Origin of the sequence: Nonomuraea phyllanthi, assembly GCF_006334985.2 — a bacterium.
GTDB lineage: Bacteria > Actinomycetota > Actinomycetes > Streptosporangiales > Streptosporangiaceae > Nonomuraea > Nonomuraea phyllanthi.
Genome location: NZ_VDLX02000023.1, coordinates 28,873 through 55,783, shown reverse-complemented (window position 1 = coordinate 55,783; position 26,911 = coordinate 28,873). Strand labels below are relative to the sequence as shown.

Genomic DNA, 26,911 nt, shown 5'->3' with positions numbered 1-26,911 from the left:
TGGGGCCCTTCTTCATGTCCGGCCCAAGGACGCACGGGCCGGGGGGTCAGTGCTCGCCGCGGCCCGCGATGCCGAGCCTGTCGCACGCCTCCCGGTAGAGCCGCACCACGGCTTTGCGCACCTGGGCGCGCTCCGTGAGCGTCTCGCCCCAGGGCACCCGCACCCGCTCCCCGCCGTCGACGGTGAACTCGATCGCCTCCGCGTCGACGTCGCTCGTCACGGCGGACGTGGCGCCGGGACGACCGCCGAGCGCCCGCACGATGATCAGCGAGTCGTCGGCGTGGTCGTCGTTCATGTGGCGCTTGATCGCCTCGACGGCGTCAGCGGTGAAGGGCGTGCTCATATCGGGTCAGGCCACCTTCTTCAGCTCGGCCGACATGTGGTCGGTCAGCGGGTGCCCCACGGCCGCCATCTCGTACGCCCACATCAGGTTGCCGTTGACCAGCCCGTAGAGCCGGTGGCCCGCGGTGTACTCCTTGGCCGTGGCGGTGCGGGCGACGACGTCCGTGCGGAGCTCGATCTTGTGGAAGACGACCTCGCCGATGTAGATCTCGACGATCCCGGTCGGGTGCGAGAGCACCACCTCGATCTGCCTGCCCGGCTGGGGCCGCCAGTAGCCCGACTCGGTGGCCAGCGGCCTGACCCGGTTCCCGTCGGCGTCGAGCAGCCAGGTGCGGCTCACGTAGGACAGGAACGGCTTCCCGTTGTGCCCGAACTCGATCTCCTGGCCGAAGTTGAAGCTCTCGATCGTCGGGTAGCCGCCCACCCCGGCGCCCTCCCAGCGGCCGAGCAGGAACGCGATGGGCTCCAGGTCGGGGTGCACTTCAGGTTGTTCCATCAGACCCTCCCGAGGGGACCGTCGCCTTGAGGTGACGGGGGAATCGGGAGCGGGAGGGCTGTCAAGGCCCGGGCGTGCCGTGATCTGTCAGGTCTGCGCATCACAGGTGTCCTTCCTGGTTTTGTCGGTGCGTGTCTGTAGCGTGGTCGTCGCGTTACTGTTCGTGAGTGGTTCGGGAGGTGGGTGTGCGCCGTTCGTTCAGATTCCTGCTGCGGCCCACCGCCCGGCAGGCGGCGGCGCTGGCAGCGTGCCTGGAGGATCACCGGCAGCTGTACAACGCCGCCCTGGAGCACCGCCGCACGGCCTACGCCAAGGCCGGGGTCACGGTCGGCTACGGCGAGCAGTCGGGCGAGTTGAAGCACATCCGCGGCGACGACCCCGACGGGCAGGGCCGCTGGAGCTTCTCCTCCCAGCAGGCAACCCTGCGCCGCCTCGACAACGCGTTCGCAGCGTTCTTCCGGCGCGTCCGCGACGGCCGCACCCCGGGCTTTCCCCGGTTCAAGGGCCAGGGCAGGTTCGACACGGTGCAGTGGCCCAAGGACGGCGACGGCTGCCGGTGGGACTCCCAGCCCGCACACCCCACCGCGACCTACGTCCGGCTCCAGGGCATCGGCCACGTCCGCGTCCACCAGCACCGGGCGGTCAAGGGCCGCGTGAAGACGATCGCGGTGAAGCGGGAGGGCAGGCGCTGGTACGTGGTGCTGTCGTGCGACGACGTGCCCGCGCAGCCCTTGCCCGCCACCGGCGCGGTCGCCGGGATCGACCTGGGCGTCGCCTCGCTCGTCACCACCTCCGGCGGGGAGCACGTGGCCAACCCCCGCCACCTGGCCGCGACCGCCGAACGTCTCGCGAGGGCGCAGCGCGACCTGGCCCGCAAGAAGCGGGGCTCCAGGCGGCGGCGCAAGGCGGTGGCTCGCGTCGCCGCTGCGCATGCCAAGGTGCGCCGCCAGCGGCTGGACGGCGCGCACAAGGCCGCGCTCGCCCTGGTCCGCGCCTACGACATGATCGCGCACGAGGATCTGCGGATCGCGGGCATGACCCGCTCGGCGTCCGGCACGATCGAGGCCCCCGGCCGCAACGTCGCCGCCAAGGCCGGTCTCAACCGTTCGATCCTGGACGCGGGTTGGGGGGTGTTCCTGACGATCCTCGCGTACAAGGCTGAAAGCGCCGGTCGAGAGCTGATCGCAGTCAACCCTGCCAACACCTCCCGCACGTGCGCCCGCTGCGGGCACTGCGCGAAGGACAACCGCCTCACCCAGGCCGAGTTCCGGTGCGTGGCGTGCGGGCATGCCGCGCACGCCGACGTGAACGCGGCGGCCAACATCCTCAGGGCAGGGCTTGCCCTTCGCCAGGCTTCGGAAGCGGCTTAGCGAGAAGCCACTCCCCTCAGGGAGCGGAGGAGTCACGGTCCCCAAGCGTAGTGGCCGGGAAAGGCGGCGATCGACGCCGCCGGGGCTGCGGTGATATCCGATTGGATATCGATTGCGGCGGCATATCGGTCTTGGACATGAGGAACGGCCCTGTGCTGTCATGACGCGCATGTCCCGTTCGAGCCGTTTGCTGAGCCTTGCCCGCTTGACCGGCGCCGCCGTGGCCGCCGGCGCGCTGGTCGCCGCCATCGCGCTGCCCGCCGTGGGCGGCTCGGGCAGCCTGGTCGTCTCGGCCGCCGACACGCTCAACCTCAAGCCGGCCGCGCTCGAAGAGCCGCCCCTGACCCAGACCTCCGTCGTGTACGACGCCAAGGGCAACCGCATCGCCCAGTTCTACGCCGAGAACCGCAAGGTCGTCGCCCTGGACCAGATCGCCGACGTGATGAAGACGGCGATCGTCGCCATCGAGGACTACCGCTTCTACGAGCACGGCGCGATCGACTTCGAGGGCACGATCCGGGCCCTCGCCACGAACCTCACCTCGGGCGGCATCGCCCAGGGCGGCTCGTCGATCACCCAGCAGTACGTCAAGCAGGTCCTGCTGAACTCGGCCGACACCGAGGAGGGCAAGAGCAAGGCGCTGGAGGCCAGCTACGCGCGCAAGCTCAACGAACTGCGGTACGCGATGGGCGTCGAAGAGAAGTACTCCAAGGACGAGATTCTCCGCAGATATCTGAACATCGCGTACTTCGGCGCGGGCGCCAACGGCGTGGAAGCCGCGGCCCGGCGCTTCTTCGGCGTCCCGGCGGCCCGCCTGAGTCTGGCCCAGGCGGCGACCCTAGCCGGCGCCGTCCAGAACCCCAACAGCACCGACCCCCAGCTCGGCAAGCAGGCCAGGAAGCGGCTGCTGGAGCGCCGCGACGTGGTGCTGGACCGAATGGCGGACCTCGGCAGGATCACACCGGAGCAGGCGGCGCGCGCCAAGGCGGAGGAGCTCGGCTACAAGGGCGTCAGGGCGCCCAACGGGTGCGAGGACAGCCCGTACCCCTATTTCTGCGAGTACGTACGCTATGAGCTCCTCACCGACCCCGCCTTCGGCAGGACCCGGCAGATCAGGGAGCAGCGGTTCGAGCGCGGCGGCCTGAAGATCTACACGACCCTCGACCCGGCGGCGCAGCGGGCGGCCGAGACGGCGATCAAGAAGCACGTGTACGCCTCCGACCACGCCGTCGCCGCCGAGGCGCTGGTCGAGCCGGGCACCGGCAAGATCAGGGCGATGGCCGCCAGCCGCCCCTTCGGCCGGTCGGCCAGGCGCAACGAGATCTCCTACAACGCGGTGGCCGACAAGCGGCACGGCGGTCTGATCGGCTTCCAGGCGGGCTCGACGTTCAAGACGTTCACCCTGATCACGGCGCTCGAACGGGGCATGCGGATCGACGACGGGATCAAGGTGACCAACGCCTACACCGCCCCCGGTTACGCCTCGTTCAAGAACTGCAAGGGGCAGAACATGGGCATCCCGTCCTGGACCGTCACCAACGACGAGGGAACGCCCGGCTTCAAGACGCTGGCGACCGGCACGTGGGGCTCGGTGAACACCTTCTTCATGGCGCTGGAGCAGCGGGTCGGCCTCTGCGAGACGGTGGAGACGGCCAAGTCGCTGGGCATCGCGCGGGCGGACGGCGGCCCGTTGCAGGAGTACGAGACGTTCACCCTCGGCATCAACGAGATGGACCCGGTGACGGTGGCGAGCGCGTACGCGGCCGTCGCGGCGCGCGGCACGTACTGCGCGCCCATGGCCATCGCCAAGGTGAGCGAGGCGGGCAAGGCCACCTCGTACGAGCCGTCGTGCCGCGAGGCGCTGGACCCGGAGGTGGCCGACGCCACCGCGCACGTCCTGTCCGGCGTGCTCACCAAGGGCACGATGAGCGGCGTCGGCGGCCTCGGCCGCCCGGCGGCCGGCAAGACGGGCACCACGGACGGGTACGCGACGGCCTGGTTCGCCGGGTTCACCCCCGACCTGGCGGGGGCGGTCAGCATCGGGGACCCGCGCGGCTCCCAGCGGTACAAGCTGACCGGGGTGACGATCGGCGGCCGGTACTTCGGCGCGGTGGCCGGCGCCACGCTGCCCGGGCCGATCTGGAAGGACACCATGATCGCGGCGCTGAAGGACGTGCCGGCCTCGGACTTCACCCCCGTGAACACGGCCCGCTTCGGCGGCTGCGACCAGAACTGCGCACCGGCCCGCGCCGACCGGCCACAGGAAGGCCGGCCGCAGGAGGGCGGGCCGCGCGAGGCCGGGCCGGAGGACGGCGGGCCGGAGAGCGACGGTCCGCCCGAGAGCAGGGCGGAGACCGGCGGTCCACGCGGGCCGGGCTCGGCGGAGCATCCGAACGGAGGCCACCGGGGCGGGCCGTGGCGTTAGGCTGCTGATATGGGACGTTCGCTCGTGATCAAGGTGACCGCCGGGGCCGACGCGCCCGAGCGGTGCAACCAGGCGTTCAACGTCGCGGCCACCGCCCTCGCGAGCGGTGTGCCCGTTTCGCTCTGGCTGACCGGCGAGTCGGCGTGGTTCGCGCTGCCGGGCAAGGCCAAGGAGTTCAGCCTGCCGCACGCCGCGCCGCTCGCCGACCTGCTCGACGCCGTGCTGGCCGCCGGGCAGGTGACGCTGTGCACCCAGTGCGCGACCCGCCGGGGCATCACCGCCGACGACCTCATCGAGGGGGTCCGCATCGCGGGCGCCCCGGCCTTCGTCGAGGAAGTGCTCCGCGAAGGCGTCCAGGCACTCGTCTACTGACGCGCGCCCGGCGCCCCCGCGAGCGGGGTCAGCTCTGGAGGACCTTCGCGAGGCGCTCCTGGCGCAGGGCCTCGTACCTGGAGTCGTCGAGCGGCGCCAGCTCCCCCACCCGCCACGACAGCAGCAGGTCGGCCAGGGCCGGGTTGCGGGCCAGCGCGGGCCCGTGCAGGTAGGTGCCGACCACGTGGCCCGCGTAGCAGCCCTCGAAGCCGTCGCCGTTGCCCACGCCCACGCTGGTCTTGGACAGCGCCCGGACGCCGGGACCGAGGTGGGTGACGCCCATGTGGTTCTCGAAGCCGGTCAGCGTGGGCAGGCCGAGCGCCGCGTCCACCTCCGCCACCAGCTCGCCCACCGCGCGGGCGGGGCCGCGGGAGCTCGCGATGTCGAGCAGGCCGATGCCGTCGACCGGCTGACCCTCCTCGCCGCCGAACCTGCTGCCCATGATCTGATAGCCGGCGCACACCGCCAGCAGCGCCGCCCCGCCGGCCACGGCGCGGTGCAGGCCGCCGTCGCGGCGCAGCCGCTCGGCCGCGAGGATCTGCGGGCGGTCCTCGCCGCCGCCGATGAGGTAGACGTCGCCGGTCTCGGGCACCGGGTCCGCCGAGCGTACGTGGATCGTCTCCGTCTCGATGCCCCGCCGCTGCGCGCGCTGCTCCAGGACGAGCACGTTGCCCTGGTCTCCGTACGTGCTCAGCAGGTCGGGGTAGATCCAGACGATGCGCAGGGCGCTGTCAGACGGCACGGCCGAACTCCGATCGGATCTGCTGGAAGGCGGTGTAGTTGGCGATCACGTCGACGCGTCCGGGCGGCTGCATGGCGAGGGCCTCGTTGAACGAGTCGCAGAGCGTGAACGGCACGTCCGCCACGTCGAGCCGGAGCGCCAGGTCGAGGCGGCGCTCCCCGGTCACGAACACGGGCCGGCCGCGCAGGATGCGGTAGTCGATGTCCCACAGCCACGAGGTGTCGCGCCCGTCGGGGCCCTGCGCGTTGACCGACAGGATGATCGGCAGCCCCGGATCGGCCACGTCGAACGCCTCCAGCCAGCCCGCCGGGTTCTTCGCCAGCAGCAGCCGCGCGTGGCGCCCGTCGCGCTCGACCGTGGTGTAGCGGCCGGCCACCGAGGTGACCTCGCGCAGCCGGGGCAGCGCGCGCTCCACCGGCACCCCGAACGCCTCGGCCACGGCCAGCGCCATCACCGCGTTGGACCGGTTGGCCAGGCCGGGCAGCTGCAGGTCGAGCTGCCAGCGCTGCCCGCGCGGGTCGACGGCCACCTCGTCGTCGACCGCCCACTGCGGCTCCGGCCGGTGGAACGTGCATTCCCGGCACGCCCAGTCGGCGTCCTTGCGGTCGAGGGGGCCGCCGCACTCGGGGCAGCACCACGAGTCCTCCTTCCACCGCTGGCCGCCGGCGACCCAGGTGACCTTGGCGGCCGTGGAGGCGCCCCAGGTCACCAGCGGGTCGTCGCAGTTGGCGATGACGTGGGTGGGCTTGCCGGACAGGGCCCTGCGCCACTTCTGCGCGAGCAGCCAGATCTCCCCTGCGCGGTCCATCTGGTCGCGGCTGAGATTCATCAGGCACACGACACCGGCGCCGGTGGTGTTGAGCACCTCGGGCAGGTATTTCTCGTCCACCTCCAGCACGCCGTAAGGGGCGCCCTTGTGCTGGGAGAGCGCCGAGACGTGGCCCGCCGGCATGTTGGCGCCGAACGCGTTGGTCGCCACCTGGCCGAGCTCGAGCAGCGCCGAGGTGATCAGCCGGGTCGTGGTGGTCTTGCCGTTGGTGGCGCTGACCAGGGCCAGCTTGCGGTCGCGGGCCAGCTTACGCAGGAGGTCGGGCTCGAGCAGCAGGCCCACTCGCCCGCCGATCACCGAGCCGTCCCCGCGCCCGGTCATCCTGGACAGCGTGGCGGCACTGCGGCCCAGAGCGCTGGCGAGCTGCGCACGCAGAGGAAGCTGGGTCATGCCCAAGGATCCTAGTCCGGGTTGGCGGTTAGTTCGGAGACGCACACGAAAACGCGGCCCGGTTGGTGGCCCGGGCGAAGCGGGCGGCCAAGCTCGCCGCGACGGGTGAGCCCCCCGCCCCCGACGCCGGCTCAGGACAGCGCGCAAGGGGTCAGGGAGGCGCTCAGGACAGGCTCGGGGCGGTGACGTCGGCGAAGGTGATCTCCGGGGCGCCGCCGTGGTCGAACGGCAGCACGAAGCGCCTGGGCCACGACAGCACCCCTTCCAGCCAGCCCGCCCCCATCGTCTGTCCCACGTGCCGCACCCGGGCCGACGACTCGATCCCGATCGCCACGGCCGTGATGTCGCGCTGCACCGCCTCGTTCTCGTCGTCGCCCAGGATGACCCGCCACGCCAGGGCCCGGTTGCGGTCCACCTCCATCGAGAGCGGGTGGTGCCGCAGCGCCTTGGCGCGGTGGCCGAGCAGCTCGGTGTGGACGAGGTCCGGCGCGGAGCCGTTGCCGTTCGGCGGCTGGCGGAACAGCGCGTACTCCATGGGCGGCGCCGGGCTGCGCAGGTTGGGGGCGGGCAGGCCGTACGGGAAGAGCCTGTCGACCTCGTGCAGCCAGCGGACCTGCGGGATCACCCAGGAGGCGCCCGGCCGCTCCCCGCCGCCTTCGAGCCCCGCGAGCAGGCGGGTGGCGGTCTCGCCGGCCTTCTCCGTGAGGAGCGACGGGTCGAACCAGCTCCGCAGCGACCAGGCGCGCCGCTGCACCGAGCGCTCGATCAGGGTCGCGAGCAGGCACTCCCTGCGCCGCGCCGGCAGGTCGGCCCAGGCGGCCGACAGGACGCGCGGCACGCCGGGCAGCGGCCGGTTGGTGACGAAGGCGAGCACGACCGTGTCGCACCAGATCCGCAGCCAGGCCCAGTCGGGCGCGTCGGCCAGCACGTCGGCCTCGCGCAGCTCGACCAGCGTGCACGCCTGCCCCGTGCGGCAGGTGGCGCCGCACGCCGCGGACCGGCGGCCCCGGATGGGCGGCGGCGGCCCCGGCAGCACCTTCTCCCTGGACTCCCCCAGCGGCACGCGCACCCGCAGCGGCCGGTCCATCCCGTCGGCGAAGACGGCGGCCGAGCCGGGCTGCAGCGAGACGACGTGGCGGGACTGCTCGTCGCTCAGGTTCATGGCGGCGCCGACGAGCTTCCTGTCGTCCTCCGCGGGCAACCGGTGCACGACCTTCAGCGCGGTGTTCTTGACCACGTCGGAGACGAGCTTGGTCGGGATCTGCTCGGCCACCACGATGCCCTCGCCGTACGCGCGGATCTCCGCGAGCAGGCCGGCCAGCAGCTCGACCGCGTGCGTGGACGCCCGGCCGTGGCCGCGGTCGCGCAGCAGCCGGTGCGCCTCCTCGATCACGATGACGTGGCGCAGCCCGTGGGACCTCTCCCTGCGGGCTCTCATGCGCAGGTGCTCGACGATCCTGATGATCAGCGTGCCCATGAGGAACGCCTTGTCCTCGTCGTTGGCCACGTCCTCGATCGCGAGCACGACGTCCCGTTCGAGCAGGCCGCCGATGTCGGCGGGGTGGCCGCCCTCGAAGAAGCGCCCGGCCGAGCCGACCCGCAGGGACCTGAGCCTGAGCGAGATGAAGCCCTCGACGTCGGCCTGGACCTCGCGGCCGTAGCCGATCTCCTTGATCACGTCCATGGCGTGCTGCTGGAGCTGTTCGAGGGTGGGGACGCTGGGCGGGACGTTCGCGCCGGGCACGGCGCCGCCGGTGACGACGTCCCAGCCGGTCGCCTCGTAGACGCGCTGGAGCGCGAGCGACATGATCTGCGGGAACGGCTCCTCGGCGTCGAACGCGGCCATGAACAGCGCCCTGACCATGTCGATGTGGGCCTGGACGGGGTAGCCGGGCTCCGGTTCGAGCGGGTTGATGCTGAACGGCACGCCGTCGGGAGCCGACGGGTTGATGACCGTGACCTGCCCCTCCACCCGCCCCGCCATGGCCGCGTACTCGGACTTGGCGGGCTCGATCGCCAGCCACGGGATGCGCGCCCTGCTGAGCTGCTCCAGCAGGTGGCGCACCGTCTGCGACTTGCCGGAGCCGGTCGCGCCCGTGACGAACGCGTGCCGGTTGAGCGTGGCCAGCGGCACCCGGAACGAGCCGACCGCCCGGTCCTGCCCGTCCAGGATCTCGCCCAGCTCCAGCTCGCCGCCGTCCGCCTCGGACGTCACGTCGAAGAAGCCGGATTCGAGCACGCGCACGCCCGGCACCTCGCGCCTGGGCAGCCCGGCGAGCGCCGCCAGCGCCCCCGCGGTCGCGGCGAACGGGGCGGCGGCGCCGTCGGCCGGGTCCTGCATGGTGATGGCCAGCGCCTCGGGCAGGCCGTAGGCCGCGCCGTGCGAGCTGCGCAGCCGGTACGGGTGATGGCTCATCTCGACCGACCCGACCAGCACGGGCGCGATCTGCCGCAGCTCCTCGGCGGTGGCGCCGCCGGCCAGCACGCGTACGTTCCAGAGCCCCGCCTCCCTGAACGAGTCCAGCTCCTGCATGCGCCGCTCGGCCCGCTCGGCGTCGAACCGGGAGCGCTCGGAGGCGTCGCCGTACTGCCTGAGCACGTTCAGCTGGGTACGCAGGTGCGCCACCTCGGCGTCGAGCAGGTCGGTCGGCTCCGCCACCACCAGCCAGGCGAACGGCCGCGACATGAGCGTCACCAGCGTCGACTCGAACAGCGTCGGCCGCCTCAGCTCGTCGGGATCGAACTCGCGCCCCTTGCTGCCCAGCGGCGGCGCCTGCCGCCCGGGGCACGGCGTCCACACCAGGTCCGCCAGGTCGGCGAGGTACTCCTCGTCGAGCTGCACCCCGCGCGCCCCGCCGGGGAACAGCAGCGGCTGCGGCCCGCTCGGGCGCTCGGGCACGTCGGTGGCCCGGCGCGGCTGGCGCGGCGGCGACAGCGGCCCGGCGTTGGTGATCAGTTCGAGCGGCGCACCGGACCCCCGCGACAGCCACCCGATGACGAACGGCCGGTCGCGCTGCGCCGCCGACAGCACCGCGGGCAGCACGGTGACGAAATCCCATTCCGCTGACGAGCTTCGCGAGGGTGCTGCGATCGACTGGATTCGATACCAGGGCCCACTCAGCGACACACTCGGCTGCATTTCATTTCCCCCACAGACGGTTCTTTGTTAAATTCCGCCAGCCGTCAGCTCGTCGCCTTGACATTGACCATGTCATTGCCTGCCCTTGCGCCAGTCCAGGCGTGGCGGTGGCGGTCCGAGGTTGGGCGGGGGCTCCTCCTCGCCGTCCCGCGCCGTGGGGTCGAGCGCCAGGACGGCCTCGCGTACCTCCTCCAGCTCGCCGAGGGTGGTCTTGGGGAAGGTGAGGATGGCGGGGTTGGCGTCCGCGAGGCGTACCCGGCGGCCCTGGGCCGTCGCGTCCGTGACGATGACGGAGGTCGTGGGCAGCTGCTGGAGCTGGTGCGGCTCGACGAGGAACTCGCGCGAGCGCTGCAGCACCCGCTCCTTCTCGGAGATCTTGTCGGCGGTCCTGCCCCACTCGGTCGACTCGGTGATGTCGCCGGCCAGGTCGGCGTGGCTCTCGTCCCTGGCCTCCCTGTCGTCGTCCATCTGCGCGATCGTCGAGGTGTAGCCGCCGTCGAGGCCGGGCAGCGACTCGCTGATCGTCTCGGTGAGCTGGGCCAGCTCCAGCCGGTGCTCGGTGCCGACGTGCTCGCTGGCGACCCGGGCGTCCTCGGCGTTGCCGAGCCGCATGAACGCCACCGCCGCGTGCCCCCTGCCGAGCCGCTCCCGCACCGTCGGGGTGAGGGACCTGTAGGTCAGGACCAGCCCCGTACGGGAGGTCTCGCAGGCGTCCATCAGCCGGTCGAGCACGTCGCCCCTGAGCTTGTCCGCGCCCGCCACGATGATCGTGTGGTACCAGGGCCGGTCGGAGGCGGGCGACTGGCGCAGGATGTGGGTGAGAGCGGTGGCGACGTACGTGCCGAGCACCCGGTTGCCGAACACGCCGGCCTGCCGGTCCATGCTCACCACCCGCAGCCTGGCCGGCGGCAGCCGCACGGCCTGCGTGCCCAGGGTCTCCAGCTTGCGCAGCTGCGACTCCAGCGCCCAGGCCCGCTCGATCACCACCCGGTCGCTCACACCCCGGCCGAACAGCGTGCCGATGCGCTCGAGCTGGGTCGCCGTGATCAGCCCGAACCGCAGGTCGTCGCGCGGGTCGCCCACCTGCGCCAGGGCCCGCAGCGCGGCCGTGACCTGGCTGATCGTGGCGTTCTCGCCGAGCACCTCCAGCACCCGCTCCAGGATCGCGTTGTCGAAGCTGAGGTCGCGCGTGGTGCGGTGCTCCTCGCTCACGCTCACCACGTGCGCCAGGACGTCCGCGAACGCCTCGGGCTTGAGCGTGGCGCCCAGGTCGAGCTTGGGCAGGTCGACCGGCAACACCCAGACCAGCGGGTCGTCGCCGCCCTTGCGGGCCAGCTCGATCAGGTCCTTGGCGATCGCGCCCTCCGACAGGTCCAGCACGGTTAGATGGCCGCCGGTGTAGAGCCGCGTGGCCCCGAGCAGCGTGATCAGCGCCGACCAGCCGGGCAGCGTGCCGCCCGCCACGTCGATGCGGTCGATCTCGTCCGGCACCGCCACCGCGTACCAGGTGAGCTGCCTGTCGTGGCGCTCCTTGGACTCCTGCCACTCGCGGTAGCGCTGGGCGTGCTCCTCCTGCGCCCGGAACAGCTCCTTGTCACGTTCCTCGCGCTGCCGCTCGTTCCTGGCCTGCTGCTCCAGCACGCGGTACTTGACCGCCCTGTCGCCCTGCAGCAGCGCGTAACTGCAGATCGCCGCCACCCCGCCGGCCGCGGTGAGCCCGGCCAGCGCGAACGGCCACGCCAGGTAGCCCCCGACGCCGGCGCCGAGGATGAGCACGGACAGCACCAGCATGAACATCCGGAAGACCCGTACCGGGCGGTTGAGCATGTCCTCCTGCATCCGCTCGCGGCGCAGCAGCTCCTGCTCGGCGGGGTCGGGCCGGGCGGCGGCGTCCGGCGGCTCCTCGGCCGGCGATGGGCGTTTGGGTGGCGGTCCCGGGTCGGGGTGCAGCAGGATGTACTGCCAGCCCAGGTAGATGCGGTCCGCCTGCAGCTGGGCATGCTCGGGATGCACGTCCGTCACGTGACCCTCCGGCCGCCGATATGTCGTTAGAGGTCAGGACCGGCCCTTCCAGCCCTTTTCGCTCCGTGACAGCGTATGAGCTTTGAGCCCCGTAGCGGCAGGGTTTCTCGGCAATTCTCCCCGTCCGATGGGAGCATTGCGGCAGATGAGACAAGCGAGACCTATTACCATCCTTACTCATGACGGAACCCTCCGGCGCAAGCAGTAACAAACCCAGACGCCCGGTAGTGGTGCCCGCCTTCGCCCTCGTGGCGTTCACCGCCGTCGGCATCACCGCCATGCTGGGCGGGCTGCGCGAGGCCCCCGACGAGCCCGACCCGCTGGGCCAGGGCGCGGTGCTCGACCAGGGCCTCTACTCCACCAAGTTCGTCGAGTCCCGGGTGACGGTGGAGAGGGCGACGTCGGTGGTCGACGAGGACAAGCGCTTCGTCGAGCTGGTCTTCGACGTCACCAACAAGGGCGACGAGACCGCCCAGGTCGGCCTGCCCGCCCAGAAGATCGAGCAGGCGTTCGCCATGACGTCCTTCGCCTCGTCGCTGGTGAAGATCACGCCGGCCTTCGACAAGGAGGCGGGACCGTTCGCCTTCGCGCGGGCCAAGGGCGGCGAGACCCGCCAGCTGCAACCCGACATGGCCAGCCAGGTCATCGTGCGCTTCCGGCTCAAGCCAGGCGAGCAGCCGCCCGCGAAGATCAGCATGGACGTGGCGTCGTTCGAGCTCGAAGCCGGCGCCAACGACAACGTGCCGCGCTGGCAGATGGTCGCCCAGGAGGTGGGCGACAAGTGGATCCCCGAAATCAAGGCGCGGGTGACGCTCAACGTCAAGAAGGGTGACGCCGCGTGACCACGACACAACCGAGATCGGCCGCCGTGCCCGGCCGGCGCGCCGCCGGCGGCAGACGGGCCCCCCGGGAGCGCGGCACGGGGTCCCGGCTGCTCGGCCTCCTCGCGGGCCTCGCGATGCTGGCCGCCGCCGTGGCCGTCCAGACCCTGCACAAGAGCGAGGGTGAACAGGCCGACCCGCTCACGTACACCGGGGTCAAGGGGGAGGCCGTGGACGCCCGGCGCTTCACCGTGCGCCTCGACTCGTTCATGGCGGCCAAGTCGATCCAGAGCGGCCGCACGACCATCGGGACCGACAACATCTTCCTCATCGTCAGCGCCTCCGCCAAGTCCAGCCGCAAGCCCTACCACCTGGGGCAGCCCGTGCTGCTGACCGCCGACGGCAAGCGCTTCGACGCGACCGACCGGGTCAACAGCGACCTGACCCTGGCCAACGTGTGGGTGCAGCCGGACATCTGGGTGAGCGGGAAGTTCTTCTTCGAGGTGCCGGCTTCCGTGCTGCCGGGGGCGCGGGTGGTGTTCTCGCTGCCGGGCGGGTTCCTGGTGGAGTCGTACCAGCCGGAGGTCGAGGTGGACCTCGGCCTGGACGAGGAGGGCGCGCGCAAGCTCGTGGCCTCGCCGCAGAGCGTCTACTCGACCGACAAGAAATGATCCCACGATGAGTGCGAACGAGCGCGACTGGTTCTCGCCCAAGAACGAGCGGCGGCGCGAGGACGACCCCTCCCCGTCCCCGCCTCCGCCGCCGCCCAGCCAGGAGCCGCCCGCCGGGCTCGGCCCCCGGGCCTCCTCGCCGCCCGGACCGGGGCGGGGTTCCGGCGCGCCGCTTCCGGAGCCGCCGTCCTGGGAGGCGACCCCGCCCGGTGCCGAGACCGCGCCCGTCCCCCGGGTGCCGTCCGTTGACGAGACCGCACCCGTTCCCCGGGTGCCACCCGTGGGAGAGCCACCCCTGGGGGAGCCGCCCGGCCAGGGGACGCCGCCGCCGCGCCACGGCGGGCGCCGCGGCCGGGCGACGCCGCCTCCCGGGTACGACGCGCTGGACGACCAGCCGGGCGACTGGGGGCAGGACCCGCTGGGCTGGCCGAGCACGCCGCCGCGCGGCCCGCAGCCGCCGTACGGGCGGGGACCGGCGCACGGCCGGCCGTCGTACGAGCAGGACCCGGCGCACGATCGGCCGGCCTATGGGCGCGGGCCGGCACACGGGCAGCACGCGGCGCAGGAGCAGTATCCGGGTTACGGGCAGGAACCCGCCCACGGACCGCAACCGACGCACGGGCAGCAGCCGGCACACGGGCAGCAGCCGGCGCATGGACAGCAGCCGGCGCATGGACAGCAAGGGCAGCAGCCGGCGCACGGGCCGAGGGTGCCGCCGCGGCATGGGGCGCCGCAGGGGCGGGCCAGGCACGGACAGCCGGACCAGCAGGTGTGGCCGCCCGCCCAGCGCGAGCCCATCGGCGGCGTCACGCAGCCGCTCCCGGCCGTACAGGAGCCTTTCGAGACACGGCAGAGCGCGCCGCCGGCCGGCGCGCCGCCGCACGCCCCCGCCACGCCCTTCCCCCCGCGCCCGGGCGCCGTCCCTCCTCCCGGACCGCCGCTCCACCCGGAGGACCCGTTCGGGTCCCGGCAGCAGGCCCAGGGACCGTACGCGGCGCACCCGGGCGAGGCGCCGCACGCCACGCACCCGAGCGAAGGGCCGTACGGCGCGCACCCGGGCGAGGGACCGTACGCCACGCACCCGGGCGAAGGGTCGTACGCCGCGCACCCGACCGAGGGACCGTACGCGGCGCGGCACCCGGAGGCGGCGCAGCTTTCCGACGGGGCGCAGCAGACCGAAGGAGCGCATGGCCCCGAGAGCGCGCGGCGGGCCCCGAGCGGCGGGGCGCCCAAGGCGCGGCGGAAGCGGACCGTGCTGATCGCCGCGGGCGCCGTCGTCGTGTCGCTCCTCACCATGGGCGCCCAGTCGTACGACGGCTACCTCTTCTACGAGACGAGCACCACCAAGGAGACCAAGGAGATCATCGTGGCCGCCGGCCAGGCGGGCAGGGTGAACAACATCGAGTACCGGGCCACGATCTCGCCCGCCAAGCCGCCCGAGGACAGCAAGCACGGCCCCGAGGTGACCTGGCTGCAGGTCGACATCACGAAGAAGGTGCTCGACGAGGCCAACGCCACCATGACGGCCAAGCCCACCGAGATCCAGTTGGACGACCGCACCGGCCGGGTCTGGACGGTGGTGGCGCAGGAGGTGGGCGAGCTGCCGACGGACCGGCTGGTGGTGGGCAAGGCGTACAAGATCCAGGGTCTGGCGCTCGTGCCGACCCCGGTGGCGAACGAGGTGGAGCTGTCGTTCCGGCCGAGCACCTACCGGTCGGACACGCCCATCGACGACCTGTTCAGCCGGGAGGCCGTGGAGAAGATGGAGAAGGACGTGGAGGTCCTGCGCTTCAGGCGCCGCTGACGCCCGCCGTCCGGCTCGGGGTCACACGTCGGAGAGCGGCTCGCCGCTGAGGCGGGCCCTGGTGGCGGCGAGGTCGTACGTGGCCGCGAGCAGCGCCATGGTCAGCACGGTCACGATCATCTCGGCCAGAAAGGCCACCGGCGGCTCCATGATGGCCCCGGACCACTCGTCACGCGTCCCCATCAGCGTCAGCAGGGCTCGTTCCGCGTACTGCCCGGCCACCGAGAGGCTCACGTAGCACAGGCACATCATGCCGAACAGCGCCGCGCCGCTCTTGAAGATCATCCGCAGGGAGTTGGCCAACGGCAGCCAGCGGTCCTTGAACCCGCTGGTGAGCTGGTCGAACGACTTCTGCGTGAGGTCGTGGCTGCCTTCGAGCCGTTCCACGCCCCGCTCCAGGCGGGTGCCCCTGACCAGGTGGCGGGTCTCGTCGGAGTACGCGCCGAAGACGAGCATGGCCACGGTGAGCCAGGCCAGCGGGACGGCCACGGCGTCGAGGATCAGCGGCCAGACGTCGCCGAAGACGTCGGTGACGGTCTTCCAGATCGGCACGCTCTTCTGCGCCTCCGTCCAGATCTCCTCCGAGCCGGCGACCACGCTGCGGTGCTCCATCCACTCCTTGCGCGCGTCGGCGAAGGCGAGGGTGGCGTTGAGGCCGTAGAAGACGAACGCGAACTCGGAGAACGCGGCGAGGAAGCCGTACAGCTTGCCCTTGCCCTTCTCCACGAACCTGGCGAAGAGCCACTTCAGGCCGAACGTGACGACCATCGCTCCGAGCGAGACCCGCCAGTCCAGGTCGACGAGCGAGCGGCCGACGTCCGAGTCCTCACCGAAGAACGACGCGTCGGTCTGGTCGTAGAAGTGGTGGAACATGTCCATCTGGTACACGTCCCGCATGTCCTCCGTCTGGAACCCCCAGGCCAGATAGAGCACCGCGAACGCCGGGGCCACCCGGTCGAGCACCCGGAAGAACCGTTCCTGGTCCAGACCGTCGTCGGCCCTGGCGCGCATCTCCCACAGCGCGTCGCGCAGGGCGTACAGCATGCCGGTGGTGACGGTCATCGCCGACATGACGATGAACGTGAGCAGCGTCATCACGGCGACGAGCCGGACCTGCCGGAAGTCGCCGTACGCGATCTCGGTGGCGCCGTACAGCAGCACGAAACGCGCCAGCTCGCCGGCAGCGAACCAGAAGGCGAGCGGCAGGGCGCACCTGCCCGCCAGCCGCAGCGTGTGGAGGGGCAGCGAGTACGGCGACGGCATCTTCTGAGCCGGCGTTGGCCCAGGTCGGGGCGGCGCCGTCACACCTGTCGAACCGGACATTTTCAGAATCGTATCGGTCTGTCCCTTCTGCCGCAGCCGCAACTGGCGAAAGGCGACCCTTCCCGATGAGCGCACGCGCGCCGGTGCGGGTGCGGTCTCCCGGCAGTGACAAAACCGTCATCGGCAGGAGGGCAGCCAGGGAGCGTGGCGCGCGCACCATGACGGTATGGAGCCTCAGCCCGCAATGGACGCCGACCCCCGCGTGGTGGGAGACCGCCTGCGGCGGCTGCGTCACGAACGCGGCGTGTCGCTGTCGGAGCTCGCCAAGCGCTCGGGCGTCGACAAGGCCACGCTCGCCGACGTGGAGATCGGCGCGCACAACCCCGCACTCCAGACGCTCTGGGCCATCACGGCGCAGCTCGGAGTGCCGATCGCGGCGCTGCTCGACGCGCCGCCCGAGCCGCGGATCATGCGCGGGACGGCGATGGAGGCGGAACTGCTGGAGGTGTTCGAGGACGAGCGCGTCACGTACGAGCTCTACCGGGTGAGCGTGCCGCCCGGCCTCACCCAGACCTCGCCCGCGCACCACGAGGGGGTGAGCGAGCACGTCACGGTCTTCAGCGGCACCCTCAGCGCCGGGCCCATCCACGAGCCGCTCACGGCCCGTGCCGGGGACCACATCTCGTGGCTCTCCGACGTGCCGCACGGCTACCGCGCGCACGGCCCCGACGTCGTACGCGCCACGCTCCTGATGCGCTACCCGGTCCCTCCCTGACCGCCGCGGCCCGCGCACGCGAAAGGGCCCGCGTCCGCAGCGGACGCGGGCCCCCAGGCCGACGAGCAGGGCCGATCAGCAGGCCCAGCAGCAGGTCAGACGGCGACCGCGAGCGAGGAGACCTCGCCCAGCTTCGCCTCCACCTTGATGTCCCTCGTGACGCCGCCGCCCGCGATGATGCGGACGGTCCAGTCGCCGGGAGCGGCGAAAAAGCGGAAGACGCCCTCGTCGGACACCACGACCTCGCCGGTGAACTCGCCGGAGTGGTCGAGCAGGCGGGCGTACGCCGTGCCGGCGCCCGAGACCACGCCCTGGATCACGGCCTGGGTGGACAGGTCGATCCCGGCCGGCAGCGCGATGGTCTGCTCCGGCGCTCCGCAACCCTGTGCAGTCGTCGTCATCAGCGGGCCTCCCCCAGCTCGATCGGCACGCCCACGAGCGAGCCGTACTCGGTCCATGAACCGTCGTAGTTCTTCACGTTGTCCTGCTCCAGCAGCTCGTGGAGCACGAACCAGGTGTGCGCGGAACGCTCGCCGATGCGGCAGTAGGCGATGGTGTCCTTGCCGAAGTCGACCCCGGCCTCGCCGTAGAGCGTGCGCAGGTCGTCGTCGGACTTGAACGTGCCGTCGTCGTTGGCCGCCTTGGACCACGGGATGTTGCGGGCGGTGGGCACGTGGCCGGCGCGCTGCGCCTGCTCCTGCGGGAGGTGCGCGGGAGCGAGCAGCTTGCCGGTGAACTCGTCGGGCGAGCGCACGTCGACCAGGTTGAGCTTGCCGACGGCGGCGACCACGTCGTCGCGGAAGGCGCGGATCTTGGCGTCCTGCTCCTGGGCGACGTACTGCGTCTTGGCCCGCTGCGGCACGTCGCGCACCAGCTCGCGGGAGTCGAGCTCCCACTTCTTGCGCCCGCCGTCGAGCAGCTTGACGTTGTCGTGGCCGTACAGCTTGAAGTACCAGTACGCGTAGGCGGCAAACCAGTTGTTGTTGCCGCCGTAGAGCACGACGGTGTCATCGTTGGAGATGCCGCGGTCGGACAGCAGGGCCTCGAAACCGGTCTTGTCCACGAAGTCGCGGCGCACCGGGTCCTGCAGGTCCTGCCGCCAGTCGACCTTCACGGCGCCACGGATGTGGCCCTTGTCGTAGGCGCTGACGTCTTCGTCGACCTCGACGAGGACGATTCCAGGGGTGTCGAGGTTGGCCTCGACCCAGTCGGCGTCCACCAGGGCGGCGGAGCGGCTCATTGGGAAACCTCCATGTTGGCGGCGGGCAGTAGACGGCGAATGAGCAGGTACGTTGCGCAGCCGGGGAAGGATCCGATGGCTGCGTTGAGGAAGGCGGCGAGGAGAGCCAGGGCCGAGGCCGCGAGGGCCACCGGCGTGATCCGGGCGAGGTGTCCGGCCGGCCCCGCGACCGCGAGGACAGGCCCCACCCCCTGCGTGAAGCGGGGCGGTCGGGCGTCCTCGGTCTCCTTCGGGGCACTCGTGACGAGCGCCTTGAAGAGCATCGAGTCGGGGGAGCGCCACGCGAATCCGAGCGCGAAGACCGCCGCCAGGGCGGCGAGCGGCCAGGCACTCCCCGTCACCAGGACGAGGGCGAGAACCAGGGTGGTGATGGCCGCGCCGAAGCGCAGCGCTCTGGGATCGGCACGCATCGAAGGATGCTCCTGAAGGGTCGACGGGGCGGACCTGACGTCCGCGGGATCGTCCTCAGGCAGCGCGACAGAGCGCGGTGGTCACGCGGCAGAAATCGACCGCGCGCCGCTTCGTGAGCAGCTCTGTCGATGGGTTCATGCCGACGACACTACTCGGCGTCTCGTCATCTGTCACATCTCGTCCGGTTGGTGAGACGAATCTTGAGACGGTTCTTGCCCGGGCGGCCCGGTCACGGCCGCCGCCAGCGCGGCCAGGACGTCGGCCTTGCGCGGCAGGCCGGCGGCCCTCTCGACGATCCTCCCGCCGGCGTCGAGCACGAGGACGGTGGGCGTGCTCACGACGTCGAGGCGCCGTACGAGGTCGAGCCGGGACTCGGCGTCGATCTCGACGTGGCGCACGCCCGGCACCAGGTCGCTCACGCCGGCGAGGATCCGCCTGGTCGCGCGGCACGGCTGGCAGAAGGCGGTGGAGAACTGCACGAGCGTGGCCCGTTCCCCCAGATCGGCCCCTGCCCCGAGGTCGGCGGCGGACAGTCGTTCGCCGCCCATGCCGGAGTCCGCGTCGCGGATCCGTCCGTCGGGACGCAGCGTCACCACCCCCACCACCGAGCCGGGCGCCAGGGCGGCGGCGCCACCAACAAGCCGGTCATCGAGCCGGTCATCGAGCCGGTCATCGAGCCGGTCATCGAGCCGGTCATCGAGCCGGTCATCGAGAGGTGCAACCGCGTGCGCTCCCGATTACTTCCCCACCGGCACCCGGACGAGCACCCTGCCCGCCTGGTCGACCACGTCGAACCGGGCGATGGCGCTCATGGGCAGCGAGGTCTCGCGCTTGAACACGGTGTTGTCACGGTACGTGCCGCTGTCGATCACCCAGCTCTCCGTCAGGTCGCGCCGGCCGTCGGCGGCCAGGACGCGCAGCCTGCACGTCGTGCCCACGGGCACGCCGCCGACCCGCACGGTCAGCTCCGTGCCGCCCCCGTCGCCCGGATAGGCGGAGATCGTGGCGGAACGACCGGCGTTCCGCCCGGCGAACTCGCGGCCCTGCACCGCCTTGCTGGGCTCCTTGCGCGGCGCCATGGTGGAGAAGGCGCTGGCCGACGGTTCCGCCTCCTTGCTGAGAGCCCTCTGCTGGCCCTCCTGAGGCGCGTCCGCCATCGTCCGCGGCGACGGCGTGGCCATCGCGGGCGCCGCCGCGCTCTGCTCCTGCCGGACGCCCCCGGTCACGGCCGTCAGGACGGAGCCGCCGATCGCCAGCGCCGCCACGGACGCGGCCGCCACCAGCAGCAGCCGGCCGCGCCTGGTCCGCCTCGCGCGGTCGTTCAGGAGCCGGTCGAGCACCCGCCGCGGCGGGCTCGCCACCAGCTGCACGTCGCGCTCGGACACCTTGCCAAGAAACGACGCCACACCTTCGAGGTCGAGCAGCTCGGCCCCGCACTCATCGCAGGTCGCCAGGTGCTGGTCGACCTCCAGCGCCTCCTCCGGGTCCAGCGCGCCCAGGGCGTGCGCGCCCAGGGCCAGCCGTACCTCCTCGCACGTCATCATGGCGCCAACCCCCGCTCCTCGAGGGCGAGCTTGAGCGCCCGCAACGCGTAGTACGTGCGGGACTTGACCGTGCCCGGCGGAATGCCCAGCGTCGCCGACGCCTCCTTCACCGATCGCCCCCGGTAGTAGACCTCCAGCAGCACCTCGCGGTGCTCCTGCCTGAGCGCGGCCAGCGCCTCCGCGACGGCCCACGACTCAACCGCTCGCTCCAGGTCGTCGTCGGCGGGGATGACCGCCAGCGCCTCGTCCCCGGTCTCCTGCGGTCTGGCCTTCTTGGCCCGATGCTGGTCCACGACGAGATTACGGGCCACCGTGAACAGCCACGCGCGGATCGGCCGGCCGGACAGGGCCTCGGGATGTCGCCAGGCCCGCAACAGGGTCTCCTGCACGACGTCCTCCGCCCGGCCCGAGTCACCGGTCAGTCTCAGAACGTAGCCGTAGAGTGGCCCGGCGTGCTCGTCGAAGAGGGTCCTCACGAGTTCCTCGTCGGCGGTTCCGGCCGTGCTCACGGGACCTCCTTCGTCGGCCCCGTGAGCAGTGTGCTGCTGTGCCGATTGGCTCGCTCGCTGCGCTCGCTCACGCTCCTCTTCACGTACGCGAGGCCGGTCCGGTTCGATGTCACCCACGAATCGGCACGTCAGACGCTTCCGCCGAGAACTCGAGGCCGTCGGGCACGCTCTTGACCCCGGTCACCTTCACGTCGAACGGCAGCTTGCCCTTGAACGGGATGGTGTAGGCGACGAACTGCGCCAGCTGGTCGGGCACGCCCTCGATCTTCTCGGCCCGCAGCCTGATGCCCCCGTCGGCGACCTCGACGCGCATCTCGGCGTTGAACTTCACCTTGGTCGCCCCGACCGTCAGCTCGCCCGACGCCGTGAGCCGCTCCCCGTTCGCGCCGATCTTGACGCCGTCCGGGGCGTACTTGTCGATCGTCTTCCTGGTCAGGGTGCCGCTGACGGTCACGCGCCCGGCCTGGACGTTGGCCCTGTTCTGGAGGATGTCGGCCAGGGGGGCCGTCACGTCGTAGGCGGCGCCCCGCAGATTCTTGACCGGCACGCCGCCGTAGTCGAACGTGCCGAGGTCGAAACGCACCTCCTGGTAGTGCCCCGAGACGGCCTGGGTGAGGAAGGGGATGCCCTCGATCGTCACGGTCGGCGTGCCAGAGAGGTCGGTCGAGGCGGCGATCCTGTTCGCCAGGTCGCGCTCGACCCCGGCCACGGCCACCCGGTCGACGGCGACAAGGAGGATGACCAGCACGATCAGCGAATAGACCAGCTTGCGCATGGGGCTCCCTGTCTGTTGCGGGGGGTCAAGAGCCTACCGACCTGGCATCAACCCTTCCCCAACGAAGCGGCTCGTCACCCGCCCGCGAACGGCGGCAGCACTTCGACGACCACGCCGTCGGCGAGGACGACCTCGTCGTGCGAGCGCTTGCCCACCGGGGATCCGTCCACGAGGAACGAGCAGCGCTTCACCACCCGGGCCAGTTCTGCACGATTCTGTGTGATTTTCGCCATGAGTTCGCCAAGAGTGACCGCGTCGAACGGTTCCTCCGCCATACCGGCCGCTTCCTTGGCCGCCGCCCAATAACGCACTTTTCCCGTGGCCATAGGCACCTCACAATCGGTTCGTGGTCCATTGTGCGTCTTTCTTAACGCGCTTGTTTCGATGGAAGAGCTGTTCAGACGGTGGACACTCCAAGGTCGCCACCTGGTCGTGGGATATCCTCGCGTACAGGACCTGGGCGACGTAGCCCCCGGGTCCTTGCGTGTTTGAGGAGGCCGTGATGAGCAATCTGCTCCTGCTGACCAACGCCCTCGAGCCGTCCGCCGAGGTGCTGCCGGCGCTGGGCCTGCTGCTCCACTCGGTCCGGGTCTCTCCCGCGGAGGCGTCCGCCTTGATCGACACGCCCCCGGCCGACGCGGTTCTCGTCGACGCGCGCAAGGAGCTCGCGCAGGCCAAGAGTTTGTGCCGGCTGATCCGTACGACCGGCATCGACTGCCCCCTCCTGGTGATCGTGACCGAGGGCGGGCTGGCGGCGATGACCGCGGAGTGGGGCGTGGACGACGTGCTGCTCGACAGCGCCGGTCCGGCCGAGGTGGAGGCGCGCCTGCGCATGGCGACGGGCCGCATCTCGCAGGCCGCCGCCGAAGAGGTGCCCGACGAGATCCGCAGTGGAGACCTCTCGATCGACGAGGCCACCTACACGGCGCGGCTGCGCGGCCAGGTGCTCGACCTCACGTTCAAGGAGTTCGAGCTGCTGAAATACCTCGCCCAGCACCCCGGCAGGGTCTTCACGCGGGCCCAGCTGCTGCAGGAGGTCTGGGGCTACGACTACTTCGGCGGCACCCGGACGGTCGACGTCCATGTGCGGCGCCTGCGCGCCAAGCTCGGCACCGAATACGAATCGCTCATCGGGACGGTCCGCAACGTCGGCTACCGCTTCGTCCCCGACCGCCAGGAAAACGCGACCGTCTGACGCTCGCGGCCTCGACGCGGCCGTCTTACCCTCGCCGCCTCGACGCGGCCATCCGACGCTCGCGGCCCTGGCCCCGGCCTGACACGTGCGGCCCTGGCCCCGGCCACCTGACACGTGCGGCCTTGACACCGGCCGCCCTCACGCCAGCCGCGCCTCTTCCAGCGCGTTCACCGTGATGCCGGCGCCCGTGTGGACAAACTGCACGATCTCCGCCGTGTCCAGCTCGGCCACGCCGAAGTCCACGCCGACGTGGGCGTCGCACCACTCGACGATCCGGCGGGGGTCGTCGAGCGGGGCGGCGAAGTGCGCCAAGCTGACGTACCAGCGGTCGCGTACGCGTCCGTGCTCCAGGTCCCGCACGCCGCGCGCCTCCATCGCGTGACCCAGCCGCTCGCGCAGCCTGACCAGCGTGTCGTCCTCGGGGTGACCGCAGGCCACGACGCCGCCCGCGTGCGGGCTCACCCCCGTCAGCCGCACCTTCGCGGGCGCCAGCCCCGAGGCGGCCTCGGCCAGCGCCGCGCCGTACACCTCCCGCACGGGGTCTCCGGCGGGGATGCGGTGGCGGTACGGCTCCAGGGTGCGCAGGGTGACGTGCAGGGTCCGGCGGCCGTGCACCCAGTGCCCCGGCGCCTCGATGCTCGCGGCCAGCGCGGCCAGCCGGTCGAGTACGTCGCCGGAGGGTCGCAGCACGGCCGAGGCGCCCCACCGCCGCGCGCCCTCCACCATCGGCGAGTCGTGGGTCGCCCGGCCCGCCAGCAGGGCGGCCCGTCCCCTGGCCCGGAACTCGGCGAAGTCACACATCCGGCGGATTATAGGGATCAATAGCGCTATAAGGATCAATAGCGCCAGACCGGGTCAAGGACGCAGGCCCAGGCGGACGATGGCGAGCATGCGGGCCCTGGCCACCGGGTCACGGGCGCTTCGCTCGCGGTCGCGGGCGGCCGCATCCCGCCACCCCGCTGACCTCGGCTGACTCGCCCACACCGCCGCCCCCACCCGGGGTGACCCGCCCATGCCGCCGCCCGACCCCGGCTGACCCGCTCATGCCGCAGGACCCGCCCACGCCGCGGGGCCCGCCCACTCCGCGGACCCAGTTCGCCCCCCGGCCCGGGGCCAGGTCCGGCCGGTCCCGGGGCCAGGTCCGCCCGGTCCCGGGGCCAGGTCCGCCCGGTCCAGGGGAAGGCGTCCTGGTGCTCAGCCCCGGGGGAAGACGTCCTGGTGTGGGCCGTCGTCCGGGTCGAACTCCTGGCGGATCCTGGCGCACTCCTCCAGCAGGAACCCGTACAGCACCCGCAGTTCACCCGGCTCCATCGCGTCGAACTCCCTCGCCATCCGCTCCTGCTCCGCGCCGCGCAGCGCGGCGCGCAGGTCATTCAGGTCCTCCCCGGCGCCCCCGCCGGCCTGGAGCCGCCCGAACGCGCGGAAGGCCCGCGAGAGGGCCTCCATCTCGTCGGCCAGGGTCGGGGGCAGCGCCGATCCGGCCGGGAGGCCGCGGACGCCGGCCTTCACGTCGGCCAGTCCCCGCGCCACCCCCCTGAGCTGCTGGCAGGCGTGGCCCAGGCAGGTGGCGGCCGCCGCCACCTGCCTGACCCGCCGGTCGTAGCGGCGCCGCCTGGGCGCCAGCCGGATCGACTCCTCCGCCTGGTCGGCCGTCGCCTCGACGTCCTCCACGCGTCCCGACAGCCGCCGGGCACGGACCAGCCAGTCCCCGGCCTTGGGCTCGTCCCAGCTGTCCTTCAGTCCCGCGGACATGTCAGCGGCCAGGTCGGACAGCTCCCCCGACAGCTCGCACAACTCCTTCACGGCCCGTTGCAGGAAGCGCGGTGGCAGGACGAGGAGGTTCGCCGCGATGCCGAGGGCGGCGCCGAGCAGCACGTCCGCGAGCCGCGCGAATCCGTACGTCTTCCCCAGCGCGAACACCAGCAGCGCCGTGATCGGGATCTGCACGTTCTGGGGCGGCAGCTTCAGCAGGCGGGACAGCACCAGGCCCGTCACGACGAGCACCGCCAGCGCCACCGCGTTGGCGCCGATCAGCCAGGTCAGCGCGGAGGCCGCGCCCAGGCCGGCGAGGATGGCCGCGACCTGCTGGGCGCCGCGCACGACCGTGCTGTACGCGGTGGCCGAGATCGTGAGCAGCACGCCGATCGGCACGAGTACCGGGAGCTCCAGCTTGAGGACGTACGCCGCCAGCCACCACCCCACGACGCAGGTGCCGGTCAGCTTGGCCGCCAGGATCAGCTCCTCCCGCTCCATGCGCAGCCAGCGCCAGAACCCCAGGCGCCGCAGCTGCCCGAGCGCCGACGCCCCGCTGGACAGGACGCGTGCGAGCGGGGAGCCGCCCTGGTCACGCCGCTCCATTCCGCATGTGTGCCCTGTCACGCGCCGGATAGAGCCGGGCCTGTTCGGGCAGGTGCACAGGGAGGACGTCGCCGCAGGAGAGGGGTGAGGAAACGTGGCCGGGGATCTGGTCGTTCCTGACGCCGCTCAGGGAGTGGTGGTCTTCGCGCACGGCAGCGGCAGCAGCCGGCTGAGCCCGCGCAACCGTTACGTCGCCGAGGTGCTCAACAAGGCGGGGCTGGGCACGCTGCTGTTCGACCTGCTCACTCCCGATGAGGAGGCCGACAGGGCGAACGTCTTCGACATCGCGCTGCTCGCCGAGCGGCTGCTGCAGCGCACGGCGTGGCTGCGGGAGGAGGAGTCGGCGGCCGGGCTGCCCATCGGCTACTTCGGCGCCAGCACGGGCGCGGCGGCGGCGCTGTGGGCGGCGGCCGAGCCCGGCAACGAGATCGCCGCCGTCGTCTCGCGCGGCGGGCGTCCCGACCTGGCGGGGCCGCGGCTCGCCGCCGTACGCGCCCCCACCCTGCTCGTCGTGGGCGGCCGCGACCCGATCGTGGTGAAGCTGAACGAGGAGGCGCGGCGGCACCTGCGTGCCGAGAGCCGCATCACCGTGGTGCCCGGCGCGACTCACCTGTTCGAGGAGCCCGGCGCGCTCGAATCGGTCGCGGAGCACGCCCGGGAGTGGTTCTCGACCCACTTCTCCGGGCCCCACCTCGAATGATCAGGCGCGCCGGGCCGCTCGGTCACACCTGGACGGTGGCCAGGGTGCGGCCGTCGAACGTCTCGATCGTGAAGTGGTTGAGGTCGTCCTCGGGGAGGCTGGTGCCGCCGTGCAGCACCAGCGGGCCGGGGGCGCCCGGCACGCCGTACCCCTTGTCCGGCACTCCCCAGCTCGCCACCGTCTCGGAGCGCCCGTCGTCGCCCACCGCCATGAGCCGGCACTGCAGCGGGCCCCTGACCCCTTTGAGCTCCAGCGCGACGTGAGTGCCCCATCCCTTGTCCTCCAGCCCGACCACGGCGGACACGCCGGTGGCGGGGTCGGTGGCGGAGTACCTGCGGCCCGTCATGAGCAGCGCGTTGGCCGGGCTGTGGACGCTGTCGGGGCTGGGACCGCCGGTCGCCGCGTTGACCGCGAGGAACGCGCCGGCCGCGACGATCAGGCAGGCGGCGGCCGACATGAACGTCCGGTGCAGGCGCCGGCGGCGGCGCTCCGCGGCGGCCCTGCGCACCAGGAGCGACTCGACCTGCGGGTCGGGCGGGTGGGGCAGCAGGTCGTCCGGGTGCACGCTCTTGATCAGCTCCCCCATCGCCGCGACCTCGCCCACCTCCTCCGCGCAACTCGGGCACCCGGCCAGGTGCCGCTCGAACGCGGCGCGCTCGTCGTCGCCGAGCAGGCCCAGCGCGTACGCCGCCACATCCTCGTGACGCACCTCGGTCAT

General features: G+C 72.0%; 27 protein-coding genes. 9 read left to right on the top strand and 18 right to left on the bottom strand.

Annotated elements, in window-relative coordinates:
- Positions 1-46: 46 nt before the first annotated feature.
- Both FH608_RS42490 and FH608_RS42485 read right to left on the bottom strand, forming a co-directional pair.
- Positions 47-343: a DUF2470 domain-containing protein gene (locus FH608_RS42490; RefSeq protein ID WP_139636547.1), complete on the bottom strand. Its 297-nt coding sequence runs from the start codon at positions 341-343 to the stop codon at positions 47-49.
- 6 nt (positions 344-349) lie between these two features.
- Positions 350-838, bottom strand: a complete 489-nt coding sequence (locus tag FH608_RS42485; protein ID WP_139636545.1) for an FABP family protein — start codon at positions 836-838, stop codon at positions 350-352.
- 185 nt (positions 839-1,023) lie between these two features.
- Here FH608_RS42485 and FH608_RS42480 point away from each other — a divergent pair, with 185 nt between their 5' ends.
- From FH608_RS42480 to FH608_RS42470, 3 genes are all read left to right on the top strand, one after another.
- Positions 1,024-2,208 (top strand): RNA-guided endonuclease InsQ/TnpB family protein, encoded by a 1,185-nt coding sequence (locus tag FH608_RS42480; RefSeq protein ID WP_226900402.1) that lies wholly within the window; start codon positions 1,024-1,026, stop codon positions 2,206-2,208.
- Positions 2,209-2,413: 205 nt separating this feature from the next.
- The gene (locus FH608_RS42475; protein WP_317135614.1) at positions 2,414-4,633 is read left to right on the top strand and encodes a transglycosylase domain-containing protein; all 2,220 of its coding nucleotides are present in this window, start codon (positions 2,414-2,416) and stop codon (positions 4,631-4,633) included.
- A gap of 9 nt (positions 4,634-4,642) precedes the next feature.
- A complete protein-coding gene (locus FH608_RS42470; protein ID WP_139636541.1) occupies positions 4,643-5,005 on the top strand; it encodes a DsrE family protein in 363 nt (120 codons plus the stop codon).
- A gap of 28 nt (positions 5,006-5,033) precedes the next feature.
- On the opposite strand, the gene FH608_RS42465 is transcribed toward FH608_RS42470, so the two are convergent.
- From FH608_RS42465 to FH608_RS42450, 4 genes are all read right to left on the bottom strand, one after another.
- On the bottom strand, positions 5,034-5,747 hold the full coding sequence (locus FH608_RS42465) for a type 1 glutamine amidotransferase (protein WP_139636539.1): 714 nt from the start codon (positions 5,745-5,747) through the stop codon (positions 5,034-5,036).
- Positions 5,737-6,966, bottom strand: coding sequence for a Mur ligase family protein (locus FH608_RS42460; protein ID WP_139636537.1), 1,230 nt, complete (start codon positions 6,964-6,966; stop codon positions 5,737-5,739). Before FH608_RS42460 ends, FH608_RS42465 begins: the two co-directional genes overlap by 11 nt.
- Positions 6,967-7,129: 163 nt before the next feature.
- Positions 7,130-10,009: an ATP-binding protein gene (locus FH608_RS42455; protein ID WP_226900401.1), complete on the bottom strand. Its 2,880-nt coding sequence runs from the start codon at positions 10,007-10,009 to the stop codon at positions 7,130-7,132.
- Between the two features lie 168 nt (positions 10,010-10,177).
- Positions 10,178-12,127, bottom strand: a complete 1,950-nt coding sequence (locus FH608_RS42450) for a hypothetical protein (protein WP_139636533.1) — start codon at positions 12,125-12,127, stop codon at positions 10,178-10,180.
- Between the two features lie 179 nt (positions 12,128-12,306).
- Between FH608_RS42450 and FH608_RS42445 the strand changes: the two genes are divergently transcribed.
- The 3 genes from FH608_RS42445 to FH608_RS42435 are packed head-to-tail and all read left to right on the top strand — an operon-like array spanning position 12,307 to position 15,423.
- On the top strand, positions 12,307-12,969 hold the full coding sequence (locus FH608_RS42445; RefSeq protein WP_139636531.1) for a hypothetical protein: 663 nt from the start codon (positions 12,307-12,309) through the stop codon (positions 12,967-12,969).
- A complete protein-coding gene (locus FH608_RS42440; RefSeq protein WP_139636530.1) occupies positions 12,966-13,619 on the top strand; it encodes a hypothetical protein in 654 nt (217 codons plus the stop codon). The genes FH608_RS42445 and FH608_RS42440 overlap by 4 nt, the downstream gene beginning before the upstream one ends.
- Before the next feature lie 7 nt (positions 13,620-13,626).
- Positions 13,627-15,423, top strand: a complete 1,797-nt coding sequence (locus FH608_RS42435) for a hypothetical protein (RefSeq protein ID WP_139636529.1) — start codon at positions 13,627-13,629, stop codon at positions 15,421-15,423.
- A gap of 21 nt (positions 15,424-15,444) precedes the next feature.
- Here FH608_RS42435 and FH608_RS42430 read toward each other — a convergent pair whose 3' ends face one another.
- Complete coding sequence (locus FH608_RS42430; protein WP_139636527.1) at positions 15,445-16,686, bottom strand: hypothetical protein; 1,242 nt, start codon at positions 16,684-16,686, stop codon at positions 15,445-15,447.
- A gap of 226 nt (positions 16,687-16,912) precedes the next feature.
- Here FH608_RS42430 and FH608_RS42425 point away from each other — a divergent pair, with 226 nt between their 5' ends.
- Positions 16,913-17,461 (top strand): helix-turn-helix domain-containing protein, encoded by a 549-nt coding sequence (locus FH608_RS42425; RefSeq protein WP_139636524.1) that lies wholly within the window; start codon positions 16,913-16,915, stop codon positions 17,459-17,461.
- A gap of 95 nt (positions 17,462-17,556) precedes the next feature.
- On the opposite strand, the gene FH608_RS42420 is transcribed toward FH608_RS42425, so the two are convergent.
- From FH608_RS42420 to FH608_RS42385, 8 genes are all read right to left on the bottom strand, one after another.
- Positions 17,557-17,862 (bottom strand): DUF1416 domain-containing protein, encoded by a 306-nt coding sequence (locus tag FH608_RS42420; protein WP_139636522.1) that lies wholly within the window; start codon positions 17,860-17,862, stop codon positions 17,557-17,559.
- Entirely contained in the window at positions 17,862-18,701 is an 840-nt protein-coding gene (locus FH608_RS42415; protein ID WP_139636520.1) for a sulfurtransferase, read from the bottom strand. Before FH608_RS42415 ends, FH608_RS42420 begins: the two co-directional genes overlap by 1 nt.
- Positions 18,698-19,111, bottom strand: a complete 414-nt coding sequence (locus tag FH608_RS42410) for a DUF4395 family protein (RefSeq protein ID WP_139636518.1) — start codon at positions 19,109-19,111, stop codon at positions 18,698-18,700. Before FH608_RS42410 ends, FH608_RS42415 begins: the two co-directional genes overlap by 4 nt.
- A 171-nt stretch (positions 19,112-19,282) precedes the next feature.
- On the bottom strand, positions 19,283-19,660 hold the full coding sequence (locus tag FH608_RS42405; protein ID WP_139636764.1) for a thioredoxin family protein: 378 nt from the start codon (positions 19,658-19,660) through the stop codon (positions 19,283-19,285).
- Between the two features lie 189 nt (positions 19,661-19,849).
- On the bottom strand, positions 19,850-20,656 hold the full coding sequence (locus tag FH608_RS42400) for an anti-sigma factor family protein (protein WP_139636516.1): 807 nt from the start codon (positions 20,654-20,656) through the stop codon (positions 19,850-19,852).
- Positions 20,653-21,165, bottom strand: coding sequence for a sigma-70 family RNA polymerase sigma factor (locus FH608_RS42395; protein ID WP_139636515.1), 513 nt, complete (start codon positions 21,163-21,165; stop codon positions 20,653-20,655). Before FH608_RS42395 ends, FH608_RS42400 begins: the two co-directional genes overlap by 4 nt.
- 109 nt (positions 21,166-21,274) lie before the next feature.
- Entirely contained in the window at positions 21,275-21,940 is a 666-nt protein-coding gene (locus tag FH608_RS42390; RefSeq protein WP_139636513.1) for an LmeA family phospholipid-binding protein, read from the bottom strand.
- A gap of 74 nt (positions 21,941-22,014) precedes the next feature.
- Positions 22,015-22,266 (bottom strand): MoaD/ThiS family protein, encoded by a 252-nt coding sequence (locus FH608_RS42385; RefSeq protein ID WP_139636511.1) that lies wholly within the window; start codon positions 22,264-22,266, stop codon positions 22,015-22,017.
- A 176-nt stretch (positions 22,267-22,442) separates the two neighbouring features.
- Here FH608_RS42385 and FH608_RS42380 point away from each other — a divergent pair, with 176 nt between their 5' ends.
- Complete coding sequence (locus FH608_RS42380) at positions 22,443-23,135, top strand: winged helix-turn-helix transcriptional regulator (protein WP_139636509.1); 693 nt, start codon at positions 22,443-22,445, stop codon at positions 23,133-23,135.
- A 138-nt stretch (positions 23,136-23,273) separates the two neighbouring features.
- Here the strand turns inward: FH608_RS42380 and FH608_RS42375 are convergent, their stop codons facing one another.
- Both FH608_RS42375 and FH608_RS42370 read right to left on the bottom strand, forming a co-directional pair.
- Positions 23,274-23,936: a 2'-5' RNA ligase family protein gene (locus FH608_RS42375; RefSeq protein WP_139636507.1), complete on the bottom strand. Its 663-nt coding sequence runs from the start codon at positions 23,934-23,936 to the stop codon at positions 23,274-23,276.
- 393 nt (positions 23,937-24,329) lie between these two features.
- A complete protein-coding gene (locus tag FH608_RS42370; protein ID WP_139636505.1) occupies positions 24,330-25,493 on the bottom strand; it encodes an FUSC family protein in 1,164 nt (387 codons plus the stop codon).
- A gap of 94 nt (positions 25,494-25,587) precedes the next feature.
- Between FH608_RS42370 and FH608_RS42365 the strand changes: the two genes are divergently transcribed.
- Entirely contained in the window at positions 25,588-26,193 is a 606-nt protein-coding gene (locus tag FH608_RS42365; RefSeq protein WP_139636503.1) for a dienelactone hydrolase family protein, read from the top strand.
- A gap of 22 nt (positions 26,194-26,215) precedes the next feature.
- On the opposite strand, the gene FH608_RS42360 is transcribed toward FH608_RS42365, so the two are convergent.
- Positions 26,216-26,911 carry an anti-sigma factor gene (locus tag FH608_RS42360; RefSeq protein WP_139636501.1) on the bottom strand — a complete coding sequence of 232 codons (696 nt, stop codon included), beginning with the start codon at positions 26,909-26,911 and terminating at the stop codon, positions 26,216-26,218.